Source organism: Microcoleus sp. PH2017_35_SFW_U_B (genome assembly GCF_020737865.1).
Lineage (GTDB): Bacteria > Cyanobacteriota > Cyanobacteriia > Cyanobacteriales > Microcoleaceae > Microcoleus.
Map to the genome: position 1 here is coordinate 17,394 of NZ_JAEQDE010000095.1, position 21,229 is coordinate 38,622.

At 45.0% G+C, this 21,229-nt stretch carries 26 protein-coding genes; 13 read left to right on the top strand and 13 right to left on the bottom strand.

The annotated features are described in order from the left end of the window. Positions 1-96: 96 nt before the first annotated feature. Entirely contained in the window at positions 97-861 is a 765-nt protein-coding gene (locus JGK36_RS25265) for a DUF429 domain-containing protein (RefSeq protein ID WP_293198434.1), read from the bottom strand. Between the two features lie 261 nt (positions 862-1,122). Between JGK36_RS25265 and JGK36_RS25270 the strand changes: the two genes are divergently transcribed. Next, complete coding sequence (locus JGK36_RS25270; RefSeq protein ID WP_293182098.1) at positions 1,123-1,710, top strand: Uma2 family endonuclease; 588 nt, start codon at positions 1,123-1,125, stop codon at positions 1,708-1,710. 76 nt (positions 1,711-1,786) lie between these two features. Here JGK36_RS25270 and JGK36_RS25275 read toward each other — a convergent pair whose 3' ends face one another. Both JGK36_RS25275 and JGK36_RS25280 read right to left on the bottom strand, forming a co-directional pair. Further along, the gene (locus JGK36_RS25275; protein ID WP_293182100.1) at positions 1,787-1,966 is read right to left on the bottom strand and encodes a hypothetical protein; all 180 of its coding nucleotides are present in this window, start codon (positions 1,964-1,966) and stop codon (positions 1,787-1,789) included. 183 nt (positions 1,967-2,149) lie between these two features. Continuing rightward, a complete protein-coding gene (locus tag JGK36_RS25280; protein ID WP_293182102.1) occupies positions 2,150-2,335 on the bottom strand; it encodes a hypothetical protein in 186 nt (61 codons plus the stop codon). A 196-nt stretch (positions 2,336-2,531) separates the two neighbouring features. Here JGK36_RS25280 and JGK36_RS25285 point away from each other — a divergent pair, with 196 nt between their 5' ends. The 3 genes from JGK36_RS25285 to JGK36_RS25295 all read left to right on the top strand — a co-directional run bounded on the left by JGK36_RS25285 (position 2,532) and on the right by JGK36_RS25295 (position 3,756). Further along, positions 2,532-2,873: a hypothetical protein gene (locus tag JGK36_RS25285; RefSeq protein WP_293182104.1), complete on the top strand. Its 342-nt coding sequence runs from the start codon at positions 2,532-2,534 to the stop codon at positions 2,871-2,873. A 140-nt stretch (positions 2,874-3,013) separates the two neighbouring features. After that, positions 3,014-3,430, top strand: a complete 417-nt coding sequence (locus JGK36_RS25290; protein ID WP_293182106.1) for a XisH family protein — start codon at positions 3,014-3,016, stop codon at positions 3,428-3,430. After that, positions 3,418-3,756, top strand: a complete 339-nt coding sequence (locus JGK36_RS25295; protein ID WP_293182108.1) for a XisI protein — start codon at positions 3,418-3,420, stop codon at positions 3,754-3,756. The genes JGK36_RS25290 and JGK36_RS25295 overlap by 13 nt, the downstream gene beginning before the upstream one ends. A gap of 116 nt (positions 3,757-3,872) precedes the next feature. Here the strand turns inward: JGK36_RS25295 and JGK36_RS25300 are convergent, their stop codons facing one another. Continuing rightward, entirely contained in the window at positions 3,873-4,337 is a 465-nt protein-coding gene (locus JGK36_RS25300; RefSeq protein ID WP_293182110.1) for a hypothetical protein, read from the bottom strand. A 36-nt stretch (positions 4,338-4,373) separates the two neighbouring features. Then, positions 4,374-4,889 (bottom strand): hypothetical protein, encoded by a 516-nt coding sequence (locus JGK36_RS25305; RefSeq protein WP_293198437.1) that lies wholly within the window; start codon positions 4,887-4,889, stop codon positions 4,374-4,376. A 199-nt stretch (positions 4,890-5,088) separates the two neighbouring features. On the opposite strand from JGK36_RS25305, the gene JGK36_RS25310 reads away from it, so the two are divergent. The 4 genes from JGK36_RS25310 to JGK36_RS25325 all read left to right on the top strand — a co-directional run bounded on the left by JGK36_RS25310 (position 5,089) and on the right by JGK36_RS25325 (position 9,598). Continuing rightward, complete coding sequence (locus JGK36_RS25310) at positions 5,089-5,655, top strand: hypothetical protein (protein ID WP_293182114.1); 567 nt, start codon at positions 5,089-5,091, stop codon at positions 5,653-5,655. Between the two features lie 176 nt (positions 5,656-5,831). Next, complete coding sequence (locus JGK36_RS25315) at positions 5,832-6,194, top strand: CHAT domain-containing protein (protein WP_293182116.1); 363 nt, start codon at positions 5,832-5,834, stop codon at positions 6,192-6,194. Positions 6,195-6,867: 673 nt separating this feature from the next. Beyond that, a complete protein-coding gene (gene dnaK / locus JGK36_RS25320) occupies positions 6,868-8,766 on the top strand; it encodes a molecular chaperone DnaK (RefSeq protein WP_293198439.1) in 1,899 nt (632 codons plus the stop codon). A 316-nt stretch (positions 8,767-9,082) separates the two neighbouring features. Further along, on the top strand, positions 9,083-9,598 hold the full coding sequence (locus JGK36_RS25325) for a DUF4112 domain-containing protein (protein ID WP_293198441.1): 516 nt from the start codon (positions 9,083-9,085) through the stop codon (positions 9,596-9,598). 168 nt (positions 9,599-9,766) lie between these two features. On the opposite strand, the gene JGK36_RS25330 is transcribed toward JGK36_RS25325, so the two are convergent. The 5 genes from JGK36_RS25330 to JGK36_RS25350 all read right to left on the bottom strand — a co-directional run bounded on the left by JGK36_RS25330 (position 9,767) and on the right by JGK36_RS25350 (position 13,359). Next, on the bottom strand, positions 9,767-10,432 hold the full coding sequence (locus JGK36_RS25330) for a hypothetical protein (protein ID WP_293201162.1): 666 nt from the start codon (positions 10,430-10,432) through the stop codon (positions 9,767-9,769). A 15-nt stretch (positions 10,433-10,447) separates the two neighbouring features. Next, positions 10,448-12,355 carry a pentapeptide repeat-containing protein gene (locus JGK36_RS25335; RefSeq protein ID WP_293198445.1) on the bottom strand — a complete coding sequence of 636 codons (1,908 nt, stop codon included), beginning with the start codon at positions 12,353-12,355 and terminating at the stop codon, positions 10,448-10,450. A 132-nt stretch (positions 12,356-12,487) separates the two neighbouring features. Then, positions 12,488-12,859 (bottom strand): DUF5615 family PIN-like protein, encoded by a 372-nt coding sequence (locus JGK36_RS25340; RefSeq protein ID WP_293198447.1) that lies wholly within the window; start codon positions 12,857-12,859, stop codon positions 12,488-12,490. Then, a complete protein-coding gene (locus JGK36_RS25345) occupies positions 12,859-13,152 on the bottom strand; it encodes a DUF433 domain-containing protein (RefSeq protein ID WP_293198449.1) in 294 nt (97 codons plus the stop codon). Before JGK36_RS25345 ends, JGK36_RS25340 begins: the two co-directional genes overlap by 1 nt. Positions 13,153-13,161: 9 nt before the next feature. After that, positions 13,162-13,359, bottom strand: coding sequence for a DUF433 domain-containing protein (locus JGK36_RS25350; protein ID WP_293182130.1), 198 nt, complete (start codon positions 13,357-13,359; stop codon positions 13,162-13,164). A 349-nt stretch (positions 13,360-13,708) separates the two neighbouring features. Between JGK36_RS25350 and JGK36_RS25355 the strand changes: the two genes are divergently transcribed. Further along, positions 13,709-14,737: a hypothetical protein gene (locus JGK36_RS25355; protein ID WP_293142578.1), complete on the top strand. Its 1,029-nt coding sequence runs from the start codon at positions 13,709-13,711 to the stop codon at positions 14,735-14,737. Positions 14,738-14,831: 94 nt separating this feature from the next. Here JGK36_RS25355 and JGK36_RS25360 read toward each other — a convergent pair whose 3' ends face one another. Next, positions 14,832-15,089 (bottom strand): transporter suffix domain-containing protein, encoded by a 258-nt coding sequence (locus JGK36_RS25360; RefSeq protein ID WP_293182132.1) that lies wholly within the window; start codon positions 15,087-15,089, stop codon positions 14,832-14,834. 183 nt (positions 15,090-15,272) lie between these two features. Then, positions 15,273-16,091 (bottom strand): carbohydrate ABC transporter permease, encoded by an 819-nt coding sequence (locus JGK36_RS25365; RefSeq protein WP_293198454.1) that lies wholly within the window; start codon positions 16,089-16,091, stop codon positions 15,273-15,275. A 179-nt stretch (positions 16,092-16,270) separates the two neighbouring features. On the opposite strand from JGK36_RS25365, the gene JGK36_RS25370 reads away from it, so the two are divergent. After that, a complete protein-coding gene (locus JGK36_RS25370; protein ID WP_293182134.1) occupies positions 16,271-16,963 on the top strand; it encodes an aldehyde oxygenase (deformylating) in 693 nt (230 codons plus the stop codon). A 244-nt stretch (positions 16,964-17,207) separates the two neighbouring features. After that, positions 17,208-18,230 carry a long-chain acyl-[acyl-carrier-protein] reductase gene (locus tag JGK36_RS25375; RefSeq protein ID WP_293132515.1) on the top strand — a complete coding sequence of 341 codons (1,023 nt, stop codon included), beginning with the start codon at positions 17,208-17,210 and terminating at the stop codon, positions 18,228-18,230. 211 nt (positions 18,231-18,441) lie between these two features. Here the strand turns inward: JGK36_RS25375 and JGK36_RS25380 are convergent, their stop codons facing one another. Further along, the gene (locus tag JGK36_RS25380) at positions 18,442-18,939 is read right to left on the bottom strand and encodes a tellurite resistance TerB family protein (RefSeq protein ID WP_293182135.1); all 498 of its coding nucleotides are present in this window, start codon (positions 18,937-18,939) and stop codon (positions 18,442-18,444) included. A gap of 339 nt (positions 18,940-19,278) precedes the next feature. Between JGK36_RS25380 and accA the strand changes: the two genes are divergently transcribed. Beyond that, positions 19,279-20,259, top strand: coding sequence for an acetyl-CoA carboxylase carboxyl transferase subunit alpha (accA, locus tag JGK36_RS25385; protein ID WP_293182137.1), 981 nt, complete (start codon positions 19,279-19,281; stop codon positions 20,257-20,259). A 243-nt stretch (positions 20,260-20,502) separates the two neighbouring features. Next, positions 20,503-21,228 (top strand): SDR family oxidoreductase, encoded by a 726-nt coding sequence (locus tag JGK36_RS25390; RefSeq protein ID WP_293182139.1) that lies wholly within the window; start codon positions 20,503-20,505, stop codon positions 21,226-21,228. Position 21,229 lies beyond the last annotated feature (1 nt).

Consider the following 21,229-nt stretch of genomic DNA (forward strand, 5'->3'; position numbering starts at 1 on the left):
GCGAGCTTAAGAGCTCGCGTATTATACGATACGCGAGCTCTTAAGCTCGCACTATAAGAAAAAATGCTTTTTACAAAAATGAGATGCTCCCTATTCTTATTGAAGTTGGGGAATGACTATGTAGCCGGTTGCGCGATCGCCCAAAACCAAATTCCGCTCGATTCCCCAGTACCACCAGTGAGCGCCGATATAAGCGCACAGCAAGGCATCTAGCTTGTCTTCCAAGGCTTTAAGGGTAGCGATACTGGTGGGGATATCGCTCACAGGCAAGATGCCTATGCCACAGTTCACAGGCAAGATGTCTGTGCCACAAGACAGATTGAGACTTGGTTCAAGGCTCGGTAAAATATCGATAATATACTGGCAGAGTTTCATCAATTCTAATTGACGCTCTGCCAGTTTTCCTTTTTTGTATTTGATGATTCTATCTAATTTAAATAAGTTGATTGTGGCTGGATGGGGAAAGACTTCTATTTGATATCTGCCTAGTTTCTTAGCTTCAATAGTTGGTGAGTGGACAAATCCTCGGGCTTCTAAACAAAGGCCAAATTCGACTGTTTTTTGGGCGAAGGGGCGAGAAAGATTGGCGGGATAGCAGCCTGCGTGGTAGCGCCCGAAGTGTTTGTGGGTGAGTTTGTCAGCGTCGCGCATTCCCGTTGGATTGGTGATGATTGTGGGAGCGTCTACGGCGATGATGGCTGGTTCGGTTGGGGAGATTTGGCGATCGATCCAGGTGAGGATGTCGTTGAGGGATTGTTGGCGATCGCACTCGATGAATTGCAATCGATTGTTTTCCCAATTCAAACAGCACAAACCGCTTGCTCCTGAACTCCAACCTAAGTCTATGCCGATAAATTTCATACTTGTTTAAATTAGTCCTGGACGCGCGCTGAGATTAGAAACCCGGTTTCCTCGTATATTTCTCGTTCCTGTCCGCAAAATCTCGTAGAAACCGGGTTTCTTACCCCCATGTGTCAGCCGTGATAATTATACATAAAAATCTAGCTGCGGATTAGGATACGGCAGTGCCGCTTTCCTACAGATGCTTGTGTGCGAGAGATAATTGCACCATCAAAAATATGATACAATGATAGATATAAAATTGGATAGGAGAAATATAGTATGTTGGCAGAAACAGAAAAACGCTACTATACTCCAGAGGAATATTTAGCTTTAGACGAAGCTGCGGAATACAAAAGCGAATATCTAGATGGAGAAATATTACCGATGACTGGTGGAACAGCTAATCACAATAAAATTGCGCTGAATTTTTGCCGCATATTTCCCTTGACTGTAAGCGGGCAAAATTACGAGATTTTTATCAATGATATGCGGTTGTGGATACCGCGTTATCGTCTGTACACTTATCCAGATGTGATGGTGATTCAGGGTGAACCGGTTTATCAGGGAACTAACACCACGACTGTGACAAATCCCTTGCTAATTGTTGAGGTTTTGTCGAAATCTACTAAAGATTATGACAGAGGGGAGAAGTTTCTTTATTATCGATCGATTCCTGAACTTCGGGAATATATTTTAATTGACCAATACAAATATCATGTCGAACAATTGACTAAGACTGCTGATGATAAATGGCTATTTACTGAGTATGAGTCAGAAGATTCTGTATTAGCAATGGACTCGGTTGAGTTCCAAATTAGCTTGACGGATATTTACGATCGCATAAATTTTGAAGTCGCAGCAGAATAGACTTGTTGCACAATCGTTTTGCAGCAAGGACTTCAGCCATCGATCTGCTGAATTCGGGCGATCGCACAAACTGCACTTAATTTTTCTCCGGCTTTTCATCGGATGGCGGGGGCTGTTTTTGTTTTTGACGTTCTCTCACAGCTTGTTCTAAAAGGAATGCTGATAAGCCGCTGATTGAGCGCCGTTCTTCATCTGCCCACTCTTGGAGTAGGTCGTAAATTCCTTCTGCTATTGAGGTTGATACACGTTTAGCCATTAGAAATTCAGTATTTTTTTATTTAGGGCGATCGTCATTGTCGAGTATTTTAGACGATTCTGTCGAATATGCAGCATTATGCTGCTTTTGCACAGCACTATGCGCCCGATCGCGCATGAATCAGCAATAAAAAACTTCAGTCCTCAGTTTGTTTGAGAGAGCGATCGATCGCCCAAACTCAACTTAACTCTTCTCCTGCTTCTCATCCGATGGCGGGGGCTGTTGTTTCATTTCCTTTTGACGTTCTCTGGCTGCTTGCTCCAAAATGAATGCTGACAAGCTGCTGACTGAACGGCGTTCTTGACTTGCCCACTCTTCAAGGATGTCATAGATTCCATCGGCTAAATAGGTCGCTAAGCGTTTGGTCATAAGATATTCACTATTTTTTAGTTTAAACCGATCGCAATTGTGCTGTATCTAGACCACTTTGTCGAATATAGCTCATTTAAAGCATTTATATGTGCTATATCCATGCTATAATCTCAACAAGTCAAAAGCCAGCGCTGAACTTTCGTCGGGCCCGCGCTGGCTGATGGCTCCCCACATACATAAGGAGACAATTACTATGGTAAAGCCTGTGAGCGACGTGAGTGAATATACTCGCGGCTATCAGCAAGCTTTGAATGATTTTGGCGTGACGCAACTGCTTTCGGGTATCCGCAGCTACTCTGATGACGATTTTGATGCCGATCGCGCGCAGTTGACTCAGCAGGAGTTGGAAAGCTTTGCGGTGTTTCTGATTCTGCGCGTCGGGGCGAATTTGAACGGAAGTGCGATCGCCCGTTATCTCAACACTCTCAGAAAAGCCGATTCTCCGATTGTGGGTGGCGATCGCAATTCTTGGGCGATCGTCCGAATTTTACCGAATGCTGAGCATTACACGGTTGCTCGTTTTGTCAACCGCTAAGATGCGGACGATCGGCGGAGGGCTTTGTGTCGGTTTATTCCGGGGGGTGTGTTTGAAGTTGTGATGTGCGATCGGGCTTAATCAATAAATACAGTTGAAGAGCGATCGGCTATCATAATACCTAGATACTGTAAAAAACGATGGCTGCCAAAGACCGATTTCATGATGCTGTTAAACAAGCTCTCTTGAAGGAGCAGTGGGTAATTACGGCAGATCCGCTGATCCTCAAGATAGATAAGGTGAAGTTTGAGATTGATTTAGCAGCAGAAAAAGTCTTTGCCGCTGAAAAAGCTGGACAAAAGATTGCAGTTGAAATCAAAAGTTTTTTGAATCCATCAGCGGTGACAGACTTTCATTCAGCGTTGGGACAGTTTTTGAACTACCGCTTAGGATTGCAAATGAACGAACCAGATAGAACTCTGTATCTGGCAATTCCTCTCGATATATTTGAATCCTTTTTTCAAGAAAGATTCACTCAGGAAGCCGTCAGACAGTATCAAGTGAAGTTAATCGTCTACGAACCAGTTCAGGAGGTAATCATTGAATGGAAAGAATAGAGGAGTACCGCCAATTTATCCGCCAGTTGCTAACCACTCATGCCACAGTCGATCCAAATTCAGAATTGGATGTTGAATGTCAGTTGGTGTTCGATACAGAACAAGATCATTACCAAATTTTAGACGTTGGCTGGGAGGGATACAAGCGGATTTATAACTGTTTCATTCACTTAGATATCAAGGATGGTAAAATCTGGATTCAACGCAATATGACAGAAGCCGATTTAGGACAAGAATTAGTTGAGATGGGAGTACCCAAAGAGGATATTATTTTAGGGTTGCATCCACCGTACAAGCGTCCATATACTGGCTATGGAGTTGCTTAATCCAATAGCCCAATCAGCTTAGTTTATTTTCTGTAAATTAATCCACCCTGCTTATTAATAGGGGCTAGGGGCGATCGATCGAGACTATTTTGGCATCCAATCAACCAGCCCCCAATTTATTTAGATGGTTTAGAAGGTTCGGGACTTACAATTAACAATTGATCCCCCGATTGACTTTGTTGAACAGCCATCACTGGCGGACGAGCTTGAGGGTCTTTTTGCTGTTCTGTTGTTAAAGCCGGAAACAGATAAATCCAGTTTCCTCTCTCCAAAAGTAACCGCCAAATTCTCGGTTCTTTGGGATTATTGATATCAGTATAATCTCTTTTGCTCAAATCTGCAAATAGACCTGCATCGCCGATCGCCTTAAATCCTTTGGGGGCTAATCGGAGTGTTGGATCGTCGAGTTTTCTGCCTAAAGCAATGTTGTCTTGCTTAGCGATTAAAGCAACGGCGGGTAAAGATGAATTTTCCCCCGCATCGCCTCGGGCATCGGCAATACCTTGGTAGCGAGCAGACCAAAACAACATTACTAATACCAAACTAACGATAATAATTTCGTTAACCAGCGATCGTACCAATTTAATCGAGTTAAATCGATTGATATTAAATTGCTGTCAAGACATCAGTGGGTGATAAAACCACGAAATTCTTGTTACACGAGCCGACGAAGAAAACCTTATAATTGTCCAATTGACTATAGCAGAAATTTTTCTATTTACAATATCAAATACCCACAAAGTGTGGTAAATTGCTAGAGCTGTTAGCAGAAGTGCGAGTAAACTTTTGAGTATCGTCCAGGGGTCAGCTAAAAAAACCTGAATCGGTACTATGAAAAACGATTCTACTGGTAAATCAAGGGTCATTACCTCTAGCTGAAAGTAGTAAAAATAAGACCAGCGATAAATCCAGCCTGTGAAAAACAAAGCTGTACCAAGCAAGCCAACAATACTGGCAAAGTTACCTAAAATATTCGGTTCTGGAGTCAGCGGGGAAGTCGGTTGGGGAGTAGGTTGAGGAGTCGGTTGGGGATTCGGCTGGGGATTCGGGGGATTCGGGGGAGTAGGTTGGGGAGTAGGTTGAGGAGTAGGTTGAGGAGTAGGTTGAGGAGTAGGTTGGGGAGAAGCGGTCACACAATCACCTTCACAAAATGGCGTTGCTTAATCAGGGTATGAAAAAAATAAGTTAAAAATCCCCAAGCTTTGTCGATACTGGTTTCTATGACTGGCATATTTAGCCTTTCATACCGTAATCACCTTCTAGAGAGGTGAAATACAATTTTATAACGGTAGCGGAGTTAACGCTTACCATTGAAGGGGGTTTAGGGAGATTATGAAACGCAACACACTTTCATTTCTAGTTGTAGGATTTTTTACAGTAACAGCGGGTATGGCAGCACAAGTCAATGCCGCCAGCCAACCACAGAATTTGCTATCCATACAAGCACAAGCTAACGTTAGCCAGGCCGTACCAGTAACTTTACGGACGCAAGCGCAAATTGTGATGAAAGGAGGTGAAAAAAGAGATGGTCGAGTTGTAAAAATTGATCAGAAAGGGCAAAAATTATGGATACAGGCATCCGGGGAACAGCGATCTCTCCCCTTGAACCAAATTGAGAAAATCATGTTTCCCCAAAGTACGCCCCCGCCTAGGAGTAATCGGGGGCCTCGTTATCGGCATGGGATTTTGCCTCAAGCCAAAGCCATATGGAATGGCATTCCCATGAGTGCTTTTGAGATGAAAGATGCTATTAAAGGTCAAGCTGTGGTGAAATTGAGTTCGCCTGTCGTTGATCGGGCGCAATTGCAGTACATACGAAAAAACAAGCGATTTTTCGTTGATGAAATGCGATTTAATGTGCAGAAAAAGACTATGACAATTGTAGTGACTCCTTATTGAGTCCGTCGGGGGTCAGAAACCGGGTTTTTTACGAAAATATTTCGTTGTAGCCCGCAGATTCGATAAAAACCCGGTTTCTTTCGGTAGGAGTGCGTCCAGTTTTAGCTTGGGCTGAGGAACGAAACCCAACTTGTTCGATTTAGAGAGTTGGGTTTCGCGAAGCTCAAAATTTGGGCATGGACGAAAATACACTGCTGTTTGCTGACAGCCAATTCAATATTCGCGATGCCGCCTTATTAGGATTGCAAAACACCAGACTCCTCACCTTAAGCGCGTGTCAAACTGCTATGCAAGCAAATTCTAACGGTGAAGAAATATCGGGAGTTGCCTATGTATTTGAGCGTGCGGGTGCACGAGCTGTGATGGCGAGTTTGTGGAGTGTTGATGATGCAGCTACTAAAGATTTGATGGTTCAGTTTTATCAAAATATTAATAAGGGGATGAGTAAAAATGATGCTTTGCGGCAAGCTAAGTTGAGTCAGATTAGTCGCCATCCGTTTTATTGGTCGCCGTTTATTTTAATTGGTGATGCGCGGTAGTTGAAATTCGGCGATGGTTGAAATTGGGTTGAAACCTGGCGGTTGAAACCCGGCGGTTGGAAACCGCGTCTACACAAACAAAACCCGCCTTCGGGGGTTGAAGAGTAGACAGTTAAAATTACATGATCTTCAGTCCGCTTGGCATGGACATCGCATAAAATCTTATATAGCCTTTCTCAAAAAGATGGATGATGTATAACTGACAGCTTACATAACCCTTAAACTAAGAGGGCTAAAGCCCAACAACGTACCTCATCTTTCTGATAACCGTTATATTTGGCATCCAAAAGATGCGATCGCACAACGAATCGCCCAAACCGGCCCAACTAAATTTATACGCGCAAGACGGCAAATACAACACAACGTATACGGTTTGCCACAATGCCCGAATCGATCGCACGCCCTACATTAGGAAGAGTAAAGAAAAGCAGTCCAAAGCTGTAGCAGTACAAGCCTCACCGATGCAACCGTCCCCCAACAGGTTCGGTAAATACACCTTCATCGCAAGGTCTAACCGCCCGCAGTATAGAGATAAGCACCCTATCGAAGACTGTTGTATTAAAGCAGAGCTGACTACCCGTAAACCGCGAAGTAGAATCGCAGTTCTGAATAACCAGACTATCACACAGATAGAAAACCAAAATTTTGTAGAGATTGGAGCCGGAACACCCCTATGGGAAAAGTAGTTGGAATTGACTTAGGTACGACAAACTCCTGCGTCGCAGTTATGGAAGGCGGCAAACCCACCGTCATAGCCAACGCCGAAGGGGGTCGCACCACACCTTCCGTAGTAGCATATGCTAAAAATGGCGATCAACTCGTCGGACAAATCGCCAAGCGTCAAGCCGTGATGAACGCCGAAAACACCTTTTACTCAGTAAAACGGTTTATCGGGCGTCGGGTTGACGAAGTAACCCACGAAACCACAGAAGTTTCCTACAAAGTCCTGAAAGTCGGCAACAGCCTCAAACTCGACTGTCCTGCCCGCGGCAAGCAATTTGCTCCCGAAGAAATTTCCGCGCAAGTGTTGCGTAAACTCGTAGAAGATGCCAGCAAATACCTCGGCGAAACTGTTACCCAAGCGGTAATTACAGTACCCGCTTACTTCAACGATTCCCAGCGCCAAGCTACTAAAGACGCGGGAAAAATTGCCGGTATTGAAGTTCTGCGGATTATTAACGAACCTACAGCAGCAGCTTTAGCCTACGGATTAGATAAAAAGAGCAACGAAACCATCCTCGTATTTGACTTGGGTGGCGGTACTTTCGACGTATCGATTCTCGAAGTCGGCGACGGCGTATTTGAAGTGCTAGCAACTTCTGGAGACACTCACCTCGGTGGTGACGACTTCGACAAAAAAATTGTTGATTTCATCGCCGGAGAATTCCAAAGAGCCGAAGGAATTGACCTCCGCAAAGATAAACAAGCACTGCAACGCCTGACGGAAGCAGCCGAAAAAGCCAAGATTGAACTTTCGAGCGTTACCCAAGCCGAAATCAACTTGCCGTTTATTACCGCGACTCAAGACGGGCCAAAACACTTGGACACCACTTTGACGCGGGCTAAGTTTGAAGAGCTTTGTTCAGATTTGATCGATCGCTCTCGCATTCCCGTAGAAAACGCAATCCGCGACGCCAAACTCGACAAATCAGCAATTAATGAAGTTGTCTTAGTTGGCGGTTCTACACGCATTCCAGCCGTGCAAGAACTCGTCAAAAAAATCCTCGGCAAAGACCCCAACCAAACGGTAAACCCGGATGAAGTGGTCGCAGTCGGTGCCGCAATTCAAGCAGGCGTGCTCGCAGGCGAAGTCAAAGACATCCTGTTGCTCGACGTTACCCCGCTGTCTCTCGGCGTGGAAACCTTGGGTGGCGTGATGACCAAAATCATTCCCCGCAACACCACAATTCCTACCAAGAAGTCGGAAACTTTCTCGACTGCTGTAGATGGCCAAACAAACGTGGAAATTCACGTTTTGCAAGGCGAACGGGAAATGGCAAACGATAACAAAGATTTGGGAACTTTCCGTTTAGATGGAGTTCCCCCAGCTCCCCGTGGCGTACCTCAAATTGAAGTTACATTTGATATCGATGCTAACGGTATTTTGAATGTAGCCGCTAAGGATAAAGGTACTGGTAAGGAACAATCTATCAGCATTACCGGTGCTTCTACTTTGCCTAGCAATGAAGTCGATCGCATGGTTCGGGAAGCCGAATCGAATGCGGCTGCTGACAAAGAACGTCGCGAACGGATCGATCGCAAAAACCAAGCCGATTCTCAAGCCTACCAAATCGAGAAGCAGTTGGCAGAATTGGGCGATAAAGTTCCTGCTGATGACAAAACCAAGATTGAAGGCTTGCTAAAAGACTTGCGGGCTGCGATCGAAAGTGAAGATGACGATCGTATCAAAACCTTAACAACAGAGTTGCAGCAAGCATTCTACGCAGTCAGCAGCAACCTTTACCAGCAAGCAGGCGGCCCCACTGACGGCCCTGGTGGCCCTGGAGACGGCGGCCCCACTGGCGGCGGCGACGACGTGATTGACGCCGACTTCACCGAAGGCAACAAATAGTAGGCTAATACCAATTTTTTATGAGACTGCATAGAATTCGATCCCCCCTAGCCCCCCTTAATAAGGCGGGGACAAGATTATTCTCAAAGTCCCCCTTCTTAAGGGGGATTTAGGGGGATCGAGAACTGTGCAACGACCCGTTAAATCGGTATAAACTAAAAGCCCGCAGTTAGAAGTAGGAAACCCGGTTTTGAAGAGAAGCCGGGTTTCTCTGTATGATTAAAGTTAACACCTTCATGATTCGGCGATTGAAATCGCTTCTACAAAAACGAAGTCCGCCTCCGCGGACTAAGAAATAAAGTCAGGAGTAATCTAAATGTCTCGTCCTCCTATACAAAATTCCTCCGCAAACACTCCCAACAAATCTCAGGCTGCATCCTTGCGCCGACTCCGCCGCATCAGTCATTTACTAGACAATGCAATTCCGATTCCCGGCACAAAATACCGCATCGGACTCGATCCAATATTAGGATTGATACCGGGTGGCGGCGATTTAGTTGGTTCAATTTTTGCAGGTTATGTTGTTTTCAAATCCGCTCAAATGGGAGTGCCACAAGAGACTTTAGTAAAGATGGCGGCTAACATCGTATTTGATACAGTTGCTGGCACTGTACCAGTTGCCGGAGACTTGTTAGATGTTGCTTGGAAAGCTAATGTCAAAAATATCGAATTGCTAGACGCTCATTTAGGTTCGCCTGAACCGGCTGGAAAAAAAGCTGATTGGTTGTTTGTGGTGGCTTTGCTGTTGGGTTTGATGTTGATTGTTGGTAGTGTAATTTTCTTGAGCGTGATGTTTTTTGGGTGGGTGTTTAAAGCTTTGACTGGCGGTTGATGTTGAGTTTTGGGGTAGGGAAACAGCATTGCTGTGTCCTTTTTAGGACTTCGCACGGGGTTCAGAAACCGAGTTTTTTCCGAGCATACTCATTGCAGTCCCAGATATGGTCAAAAACCCGGTTTCTTCGTAGCAGCGCGTTAGTTATGTCTGAATTTCTGAATAATTTTAGGGTAAAAGTAAGAGACTCGCGATCGCGGGCAACAATTTACTGCAAGCTTCCAGCAACGTCGCCGCACTAGGTAAACCAGCAAGAATACCTTTCAGCATTGTCATGGCTTTTTTGCCCGCCTTTTTCATTGTGCTTTCTTGGGGATTTGTCCCTACTTCTGCCAAAGTTTTTACCTGTTCCAAGGCTTCAGCTTTATCGTCATCAGATAAATTAGTTTCAGATGCGATCGCTGTTTGTAACTCAGTCAACAATTCTTTGATTCCCGGCTTGTCACTTTGAGGAGAGGCTGGTAGCTGGCCGATCGTGTTGGTAACTATACCGCTGATCTCGCCTATGTTCAATGTTGACCCAGTAACGTCTCCCCCAACATTGATATTTTTGCTGCTACTGTCAGTCATAGATTTACTCTTTGATGTAGATTTTACTTCATTATTATTATAGATTATTAATTCTTTTTGTGCTAAAGCCATATTAAGTTTTCTTAAATATAAGATTTGTTCGCTATAGTCTTGGATTTTACTGTTTTTAATAGCGATTTCTTGGCAACAGCCTTGAATTTCCTTGTCTTTAACAGCGATTTCTAATTTATGTCTTTGCATTAATTCTCTAATTTTTGCTTCACACTTTTGTTTCAGCCGAGCCAGTTTTTCCTCATTTGACATAAACTAAAAAGGAATTTATTCTGGCTTATTGTCTGGGCTGGAATTAATCACGATCGGATTTTTAGCTAACTTGATAGTCATTTCTCTCAAAAAAGCTATTTCCTCACGATACCTCTCTATTTGAGCATCTTTTGCTTGAAGTTCGGCTTGAGATATTTCTTCTACTTCTTCTGTAGACTCTAGCTGTTCGTTGTTTGCGTTGGTAACTGTACCTTCAATATTACCTATATTTAACGTTGACCCGATCGCGTCTCTAGCAACATAGAGATTACTGCTTTGATTTCCCGTGGATTTACTCTCTGCTATAGCTTTAAGTTCTATGGTAACAGGTTTAGCTGCGAGTTGGATAACGACTCCTTCAAGAAAAGTTATCTGCTTGTCTTTATCTTCCAATCTTGCCGCCATTAGTTCATAACTTTGTGTGAAATTTTTATGAATATGCTCCTTATTAGCATCAGGTGGTACGCTAACTTTGACAACAATGACTCCATCGCCTTTATTTTCAATACTCTGGATAGTCAGTTCCGTGCCTTCGTTTTCCACTTGCAATTGTTTGAATGCAGCAACAAAAGCTTTCCAGTCAATTCCGTTACGAAAAATTAGATTAACTGTATTTAAAACCTCCTCAAACAGTTTGGTAAATTCTACTGGTGCAAATTCGCCACTGCTGGGGCAACGTTCGCGATCGTCAGTTCCCGGTTTGGGATATTCTAGAAGATAAACAAACCGACAGTCAACGCGATCGAGCTTTGTATTACCGTCAATGTTCCAAGCTTCCAAACAAGCACCTGTAAAACTAGCTGCTGTAAAATTTGTTGCCAAGGCTTGAGTTTCAGTGAGGTTTGCCCATTCCAAATTAGCTTGATGCAAAGTTGCTTCGTTGAGATTAGCCTGCTTGAGATTAGCCTCGTTGAGATTAACGCCTGTCAGGTTTGCGCCTTGGAGATTCGCACCAACATAAGATTTTTTGTAGCCATTGCCAGTGATGAGTAATTCTCGGATGCGGGTATCAGCTAATATCGATTTACCGACTCGCGCGCGATCGAGTTTTTCTGTATTTCGGAAGCAAGTGCGAGTGAGATTAGCTGTTCTAAAATCTGTACTTTTGAGAGTTGCTTCAGTGAAATTGGCATCAGTTAAATCGGCATTACGAAAAGTAGTACCTTTCACAGTTGCATACTCAATTGCTATACTTTTTAGCCACGAAAATCTGTTATCATCAGCTAAAGCTCGCTTGCTAATATAAGCTGATATAAAAGTAACAGCGTAAATGCCAACCACAGCCCCAACGAGACTAATAGCTCTTGCTGTTGCAAACGCCTTAACAAAAGCTACAAGTATTACTGCGATCAAACTTCCAAATAAAGTCGCGATCACACCTAAAGCAAAAGTATCAGATACAACTCCAGCAAAAGTTAAAGCCAAAGCCAAAGAAAACTCTACAGCAAAAACCAAAGTTAATAATAAACCCAGACTTACAGGTCCAGCTACTTCTAATGATAAGCCAAAGGAAAACGTTAAAATTACAACAAAAACAAAAGCTATAACTAGGAAAAATTCAAAAGCAGACTTGAATCCGTGGGGGATAATCATCATCAAGAAAATAACAGTAGCTATTGAAAAGATTATCCCTGGGTAACTCAGAAATTTTTGATAGTTTTCGGACAAAAAAGCTCCTACAAAAGCACCGCCTATTGCCCCGACACATCCCGCTGCTGCTGCGATAAGTAATGCGATTATTAGCAGTGGAATTTGCCATCGCTGTTGCAGTCCAGCTTTGGCACCAGTGAAGTCAGCTTCTCTGAGGATGGCATTGGTGAAGTTTGCACCTCGGATGTCTGCACCGATGAATTTTGCACCTGTGAGGTTTTGACCTTTGAAGTTGCGGCCTCGGAGATTTTTACCGGAGAAGTCTTGGGGCATGATTTCACGCAGGGAGATAGTAGTTATTTTTTCATTGCGATGCTGTGGCGATCGCCCTGACAAAAATTTTACGGAATTGGATAAAAATCTAGCACAAGGCAGGGATAGTTACAACCACTGACTTAGATACTTCTATTCATAACTAATGTAAGTTCCTAAAAATTCCAGTTGATTCATCATTTCCTCAGCAGACTTGCTACCAATCAAATTCAACAAACCGCGCAACTGTTCGCCTACAGAGTAACTTTGTCGCGGTGCAACAATAATTCCTGAATGACTCCCGCCTACTGCGAGCAAGTTCCCGTGCAACCGACAGAAATCTCGACTATTAAAAGTATAAATGACTCGACCTTGCTCTGTTGCCCATATCAGTTGTTCTTCATCTATATGCCCTAAATTATTGGCATCTGAGACAGTCAGTACATCAACCCCATTCTCTCGCAGGGCTTGCACGAATGCTTTTCTAAGCGTATCCTCATCCAAATACAAACGAATCTGGCTCATTAAAGATTCCCCGCCCTGTTTTCAGCTTCCAAAAGCTGATATTCAGCTAATTCCGCAGCTAAATCTGCCTCAATTTCATTACGGTTAGCATGATAGTAAGATAGGGCCGCATAAACCTGTGCTAAATCTAAATAGGGAATCTCTTCGAGTATTTCTTCTACACTCAGTCCTTCTTTATTCCAAACGGCAATTTGAGCAATAGAAATTCTGGTTCCCGCAATTCGGGGCCGCCCTCCACAGGTTTCAGGCGTACTGACAACCAGCGTGCCAATGTCGATCGCAGTTGTTGACATAGTTACCTCTTAAGCAAAACTCAAACAAGCCAAAATATCCTGTTGCGTGAGATAGGGAAAATCATCTAGGATTTCTTCATAACTCATCCCAGATGCAAGATATTCCAACACGTCATAAACCGTAATTCTCATGCCCCGAATACAGGGCTTACCACCACGCTTTCCCGGTTCGATCGTAATTATCTTAGCGATGTCTTGTTCTGACATGGCACTTTTTCTTTACCTTATTTTCTCAATTCTAGCTTAACAAAGGGATAAAGCGCTCCTAACGTTTGGTAGTTTCCAGCATTTTATTAGTTCCTTTAGTTTCCTAATTCACTTTAACTCAATCCCCCCACAGCCAGCACTCGCATCAAGTCCCATCAGGGCCGTACCCGGAGTCTTTTTGAGTATCTTTTCGCCGATCGCCCCCCGCCATGCAATAATGAGATAACTTGCACAAAAACTCTATCAGTAGTGTCAGCCTTGCCACCTTACTACTACAGATAGCGTCTTCAATCTCAATTCGTGCAAATTCCCAATTAAACCGGCTGTCGCTCTACACAAATTTCTCCTAATGGCTGAAGTCCCCCAATCTCCCACAGAACTCGCCGAAGCCCTCAGAGGCTTGACAGATATCAATTTCCAATTACCAGATCCCGAAGACGAACAAATACCAGACTTCGATTTTGACAATCAGGTTGACAATGCCTGGAAAGTGTGCGATCGTTTCGACTTACAAACCGACATCTGGCGCGGACAAATTCTCCGCACAGTCAGAGATAGAGAAAAAAAAGGCGGCGACGGACGCGGTACCGGCTTCTTGAATTGGCTAAAAGAAAGAGAAATCAGCAAAAGTCAAGCCTATTCTTTAATCGAATTAGCTAAAAGTGCCGATACTCTCATCGAACAAGGAGATTTAGACCCAGAATCCATTAGAAACTTCAGCAAAAGAGCCTTTGTCGAAACTGCCAAAGCATCTCCAGAAGTACAGCAAATGGTAACAGATGCTGCCGGAAAGGGCGATCGTATTACCCGCCGCGAAGTCAAACAACTATCCGACGAATGGATGGCAATGAACTCCGATTTATTGCCAGAAGAAGTCAAAGAAAAAGCATCTAGCGGTTCTCTTCCTTCCCGCTATCTGGCTCCTTTAGTCAAGGAAATGGAGAAACTCTCCCCATCTCACCAAAGCGAAATTCAAAAAGAAGTAGCAGAAAATCCAGATGTAGATACAGTCAAACAGCTAACTTCTGACGCCAAGAATTTATCGAAATATCTCGATGCGGCCGCCCAAGTCCAAGCTCTGAACCAGTCTCACCTAGACATGGAAATGGCTTTGGAAGAATCTTTGCGAGTCGGCTGTTTGGGAACTACCGCCGATGTTGTCAAACAAGCCGCCTTGCTAGAACAAACTGTAGTCAAACTCTACACTGTTTGGAAGCGTTTAGGAAGTTTGGCAGATAGATTGTACGTGGATACAGGAGCAAGCACACCAAATTTGCGCTTACTTTTGGGATGCTTGGACAGTCTTTCCGGAGAAAAGATTGAAGTGGATTTTGGAGACGGAGAGCGCTCTATTCGCTTGCAAATTATCAGCGAATAGCTCAACCTTGACCTGGGTTCGTAGTGAGGACTTTAGTCCTCTCCAAATGCGGACTAAAGTCCTCACTACGAACCAAATCTGCGTCAATCCCTGTTTATCTGCGGTGAAAATTTCTGATTTTGTTCCAAAGATAGCGGGGATTCAAATAACGCCGATATTTAGTAACTACTTCTTTCCCCAAAATTACCACGCTCAGCCAAAAACACACTTCGGCTAGCACAGCTAAAACAACATCTATTTGCGTTTTTTCGGCGATGCTCAGTGGTAGGAATGGTACAATAAACAAGATTGCCAGCCAGGGCAAAAAAGATGCAATAAATAAAAACCAACCCAGCTTTTGCAAATTCTGCATAGATTTCATTTATTGGATAATTATAGATCGGGCCGCGGTTAAAACCGCGCATACACAAAGGAAGTCCGAGCGAGGGTGTAAAGAAAATAACGTAATTTTAATTGCTCACTCTTCAACCCACGGAGGTGGGTTTTGTTTGTATAGACGCGGTTTCAACCGCCCGGTCTTCTTCGGCCCACCAACTCAATTCTTAATCCCCGTCGCCGCAATCCCGCGAATAAACTGCCGCTGGCCCGCCAAAAACAGCAACACCACCGGCACAGTCCCAATTACCACCGCCGCCATCAACAACTGCCAACTGCTAGTAAACTGTTCCTGAAACTGGGTTAAAACCAACTGCACAGTCCGCAACTCTGGTCGCGTTGTAAACACCAGCGGCTTAAACAAATCGTTCCACTCGCCGATAAAGGTAAACAAAAACAGTGTCACCAAAGCAGGGCGCGCCAAAGGCAGCATCACCTGCCACAACACCTGCCAGCGGTTAGCCCCATCCAGCATTGCCGCCTCCTCCAACTCCACCGGAATTGTCAGAAAATACTGGCGCAGCAGAAAAATTCCGAAACCGTTAACCGCCGTCGGCAAAATCAGCGCCCCGTAAGTATTCAGCAAATGACCCCACTTCAAAACCATGAATATTGGAATCACCAAAAGCTGAAACGGAATCACTAGCGTCGCCAAAACCACCAAAACTAGGGCCTGTCGCCCGCGAAACTTCAGCCTGGCCAAAGCATAACCCGCTAAAGCAGAAGTCACTACCTGAAAAGCAGTAACTGCGATCGCCACTAGAGTAGAATTAAGAAATGCCAACAAAAAATTACCCCGGCGCCAAGCCTCCTGATAGTTCCCAAAAGTCAGACCTGTGGCCTTGACACCGACACCAGATGGTGATAAAGAAACCCAAAAAACAGCAGCCAGCGGCAGCAGCACCAGCGCCGCCCCCACCAGCAACAAAATAAAACTCAGCAGTTCCAGTGATTGAGACCTGTCCCACGATTTACCCATAAACTTGTGAATTAACCTAAAATAATAAGCTTGTGAGGCTCTCAAACCCGATCGCCTTCCAGATTCCCACACAACCGTAAATTTTTAGTCAAAAATAGGTAAAGTGTAGTGCACGTGACCCCAAAATTCAAAGGGGTTTCCAAACATCCTACAAGGTTATATAAGGAGACGACATATCTATGCCCCAGCTTGAGGCCAGCCCAACAATTGACTTTCAAACCGAAACTTACAAAGATGCTTACAGCCGCATCAACGCCATTGTGATTGAAGGCGAACAAGAAGCTCATGACAATTACCTGCAACTGGCAGAAATGTTGGCTGACAAAAAAAGTGAGTTAATTGGCTTGTCCAAGATGGAGAACCGCCACATGAAAGGCTTCCAAGCTTGTGGCAAGAATCTCAAAGTCACGCCTGACATGGTATTTGCCAAGGAGTTCTTTTCGGATTTGCACAGCAACTTCCAAACGGCATCCGCCGAAGGTAAGGTTGTAACTTGCTTGCTGATTCAATCACTCATTATCGAGTGTTTTGCGATCGCAGCCTACAACATCTACATTCCCGTCGCCGATGACTTTGCACGCAAAATCACCGAAGGCGTCGTCAAAGAAGAATACAGCCACCTCAACTTTGGGGAAGTCTGGCTGCAAGCTCACTTTGAAGAATCCAAAGCTGAACTCGAAGCCGCCAACCGCCAAAACCTGCCCATCATCTGGAGGCTGCTAAACGCTGTCGCAGACGATGCTAGCGTTTTGGGAATGGAAAAAGATGCTTTAATTGAAGATTTCATGATTGCCTACGGCGAAGCCCTGGGTAACATAGGGTTTAACAACCGCGACATCATGCGGATGTCAGCACAAGGCCTCGCAGCCTAATCAATTTGGAAATAAGGAATGGGATAAAAATTAAAAATTAAAACCTTTTAATTTTCCCTTCTTCCTTCTGCATTACAAGGTCTTGTACCCCAATCAAGTTGGAAATAAAGAACGGGAACTAAATTAAAAAAAATTAATTTTCCCTTCTGACTTCTGACAACTGATAACTGATAACTGACAACTAACAACTGTCAACTGTCAACTGTCAACTGACATCTTTCTTCTTCCTTCATTTGACAACTTAATGTTTGGTCTAATCGGTCACTTAACCAGCTTAGAACACGCCCAATCAGTAGCTAACGAGCTGGGCTATCCAGAATATGCCGATCAAGGGCTCGATTTTTGGTGCAGCGCACCGCCCCAGATAGTCGATCATATCACTGTCACTAGCATTACCGGGCAAAAAATAGAAGGCCGCTATGTGGAGTCGTGTTTTCTACCAGAAATGCTAGCCACTCGCCGGATCAAAGCAGCCACTCGCAAAATCATTAACGCGATGGCACACGCTCAAAAAAACGGGATTAATATCACTGCTTTAGGCGGCTTTTCTTCGATCATTTTTGAAACCTTCAACTTGCAGCAAATTAAGCAAATCCGCAATCTAAAGTTGGAGTTTGAACGCTTCACCACTGGTAACACCCACACGGCTTACATCCTCTGCCGCCAAGTAGAAGAAGCAGCCCCCAAATTGGGGATTGAACTTTCAAAAGCTACTGTGGCGGTTTGTGGTGCTACTGGAGATATTGGCAGTGCTGTCTGCCGCTGGCTGAATGTTAAAACTAATGTAGCAGAATTGTTGCTCATTGCCCGCGACAAAGAACGATTGCAAGATTTGCAATCGGAATTGGGACGAGGCAAAATCATGGATTTGGAAGAAGCTCTCCCCCAAGCGGATATTGTAGTCTGGGTAGCCAGTATGCCAAAGGGAGTAGAAATTGACCCGAAGACATTGAAGCAACCCTGTTTGTTGATTGACGGTGGTTATCCGAAAAATCTGGCAACTCAGGTTCAGCATCCCGAAATTTACGTACTCAATGGCGGGATTGTGGAGCATTCCCTCGATATTGAGTGGAAGATTATGAAGATTGTGAATATGGATGTGCCGGGCCGGCAGTTATTTGCCTGTTTTGCCGAATCCATGCTGCTGGAATTTGAAAAGTTGTACACCAATTTTTCTTGGGGACGGAATCAAATTACGGTAGAAAAGATGGAGCAAATCGGAGAAATTTCCGTCAAGCACGGTTTCCGACCTTTGATGTCATTTTGATGTGATTGATTAAGGGTTATTGGTTATTGAGGAAATTTTTTCTGATAATAACCAGTAACTTTTTTTTTGAGGGAGTTAAGAGTTGAGATTGTGTTCGATCGCACGACTCGAAGAAAAGTTTTTGGCAGTCAGGACAAAGAGTGCGGATCGGTCAAAAATATACAGCTAACGGTTATTTAACCAGACATGATATAGTGGTCTATCGCTCAACTTATTCAAGAGATTGAGCTGAGATCAAATTGTCCCCGCAGTTTTTGATGGTCATGACTTCGATGATTTTTTTGCCCATTGTCTCGGAGATGTCGAGAGCTTGGGAAAGTTCAACTAAGAAATCTTTTTCCTCGGTTGTGAAAACTCCATCTACCAAGACCAAATCTGTGGCAATTGCAAAAGCTGTTTCTCGAAGCTGAGCATTCAATGCGTTTTTAGCTGCGGCAAATACTTCGGCCGGAGTGTACAGACTGCTCAATTTCAGAACTTTCTTAAATAGTTCTTGGAAGTGTTCGCCAGAATAAGAGCCGAACAAGCGAATGTGATTGGCGGCAAGGGTTTGTCTTTCGGCTTCGGATATTTCACCGTCGGCGGCAACAGCTAAGACTGAAATAGCTGTCAAAGCTTCCGACGGACTGAGTTCGATCGCACTTGTATCGCTTTTTGCGCTTTGGAACAATTCAGCAGGGTTAGGTCTTTTGTGGCTGTGGGCAGGCATAGGGGGGGTGGTTCAGTTGACAGTTGACAGTTGACAGTTGACAGTTAACAGCTACCTGGAAGCAAGAGGATTGGATTAATGAATAGTCTGATTTTAATTTCTCCCTACAAGGGTTTCGGCTTTAAACCAATTCTTTCTGGTAAAACTCTGGGATTAAGCAAAAATAGTGTAACAAAAAACGAGGCTCAAGCCTCAGGTTTTCAACTCTGGCTACGAAGAAAAACATAATTCAAAATTCAAAACTTCCCAAGAACCCTCTTTTTCAGTGTCAACTGACAAGGTAGGATCGGGAAACAGTCGATCGACTTTCACCTTAAAAACCCTATAGAAATTATCAGCGTGGCAAACCCCGACCGCAAACCATTACTCCTAGATTTTGAAAAGCCTCTGGCCGAACTCGAAACCCGAATTCACCAGATTCGCGAACTCGCCGCAGAAAACAGCGTCGATGTCACCGACGAAATTCGCAAACTCGAAGCTCGTTCCGCCCAACTGCGACAAGAAATTTTCAGCAGCTTGTCCCCTATGCAGCGGCTGCAACTCGCCCGTCACCCGCGCCGCCCCAGCACCCTCGACTACATTCAGGCAATTAGCGACGAGTGGATCGAGCTCCACGGCGATCGGCGCGGGGGAGACGACCCCGCCCTCGTCGGCGGAATTGCCCGCATAGACGGGCGCCCTACAGTCATCATCGGCCATCAAAAAGGACGCGACACCAAAGACAATATCGCCCGCAACTTCGGGATGGCAGCTCCCGGCGGCTACCGCAAAGCCCTGCGGTTGATGGAACACGCCGATCGCTTCGGTATGCCAATTTTCACCTTTATCGATACTCCGGGGGCTTGGGCTGGCTTAGAAGCCGAACAGCTCGGACAGGGAGAGGCGATCGCCTGCAACCTCCGAGAAATGTTTCGCCTCGACGTTCCGATTATTTGCACTGTCATCGGCGAAGGCGGTTCCGGGGGCGCATTGGGCATCGGCGTCGGCGAGCGGCTGTTAATGTTAGAACATTCCGTGTATACCGTAGCCACCCCCGAAGCTTGTGCGGCCATCCTCTGGAAAGACTCCGGTAAAGCCAACTTAGCCGCCGAAGCCCTCAAAATTACTTCCTGGGATTTGAAAAACCTCGGCGTTCTGGATCAGATAGTACCCGAACCCGTTGGTGGCGCGCACTCCAATCCCCTGAAAGCTGCGGCTATGCTCAAAGGAGCTTTGTTGGAAAACTTAGCAGAACTGACACAGCTCACCGGCCAGCAGCGACGCGATCTCCGGTATCAAAAATTCCGCGACATCGGTGTGTTCACTGAAAAGGTTGCTTGAGCCGACGAATTCATAGTTATTAGTTATGAGTTAAAAATCTCTTAACTTCAAACTCATAACTCACAACTCACCATTCTGCGAATCTGTCAGCAGTGTTATAATTTTTCAGATGACATCGGCTTAACAGTTCTTAATGTTAATTTCATAATTAACTGTGTTCACCCGTGGCAAACAGCTTTCTAATTTGCCGAAGAAGGCTGTAACGCTTGAGAGAGTTGCCGAGCGAAAGTATCAGGAAATTTAATGAACGATCGAACAACAAAGCAGGCTCTGATTACCGGAGCCAGCAGCGGTATTGGCAAAGCAACTGCTCTAGGGTTCGCTGCCGTTGGCATAAATCTGGCCTTAGTTAGCCGAGAGTCAGAAAACCTAGAAGCCGTTGCCACAGCAGCCCGAGAATTCGGAGTGAAAGCAGAAGCTTATCCCTTAGACTTGGCAAAAATTGAGCAAGTGCAAAGCGGCATCAGCGAGATCGCAGCTCAATTCGGCCCCGTAGATATCCTGGTCAACAGCGCTGGCATGGGCTACACCGGCTCATTGACCGAAACGCCCCTAGCCGACTGGCAGAACGTTCTAGACCTGAATCTTACTAGCGTTTGGCAGTGTATTTTAGGAATTTTGCCGGGAATGCGCGATCGGCGATCGGGAATCATCATCAACGTTTCCTCGATCGCAGGCACCCAAACCTTCCCCAACTGGGGAGCCTACTGCGTCAGCAAATTCGGTCTCATGGCTTTATCCAAGACATTAGCCGCAGAAGAACGGGCTGGCGGAATTCGCGTCACAGCCATCTGTCCGGGTTCTGTCAACACTCCCATGTGGGACACAGAGAGCGTCCAAGCCGATTTCGATCGCAGCGCGATGTTAACTCCAGAAATCGTCGCCCAATCAATCCTGCACGCAGTTCAGTTACCGACAAGTGCAGTCATTGAAGAAATCACGCTCATGTCCAACGCCGGAGTTTTGTGAA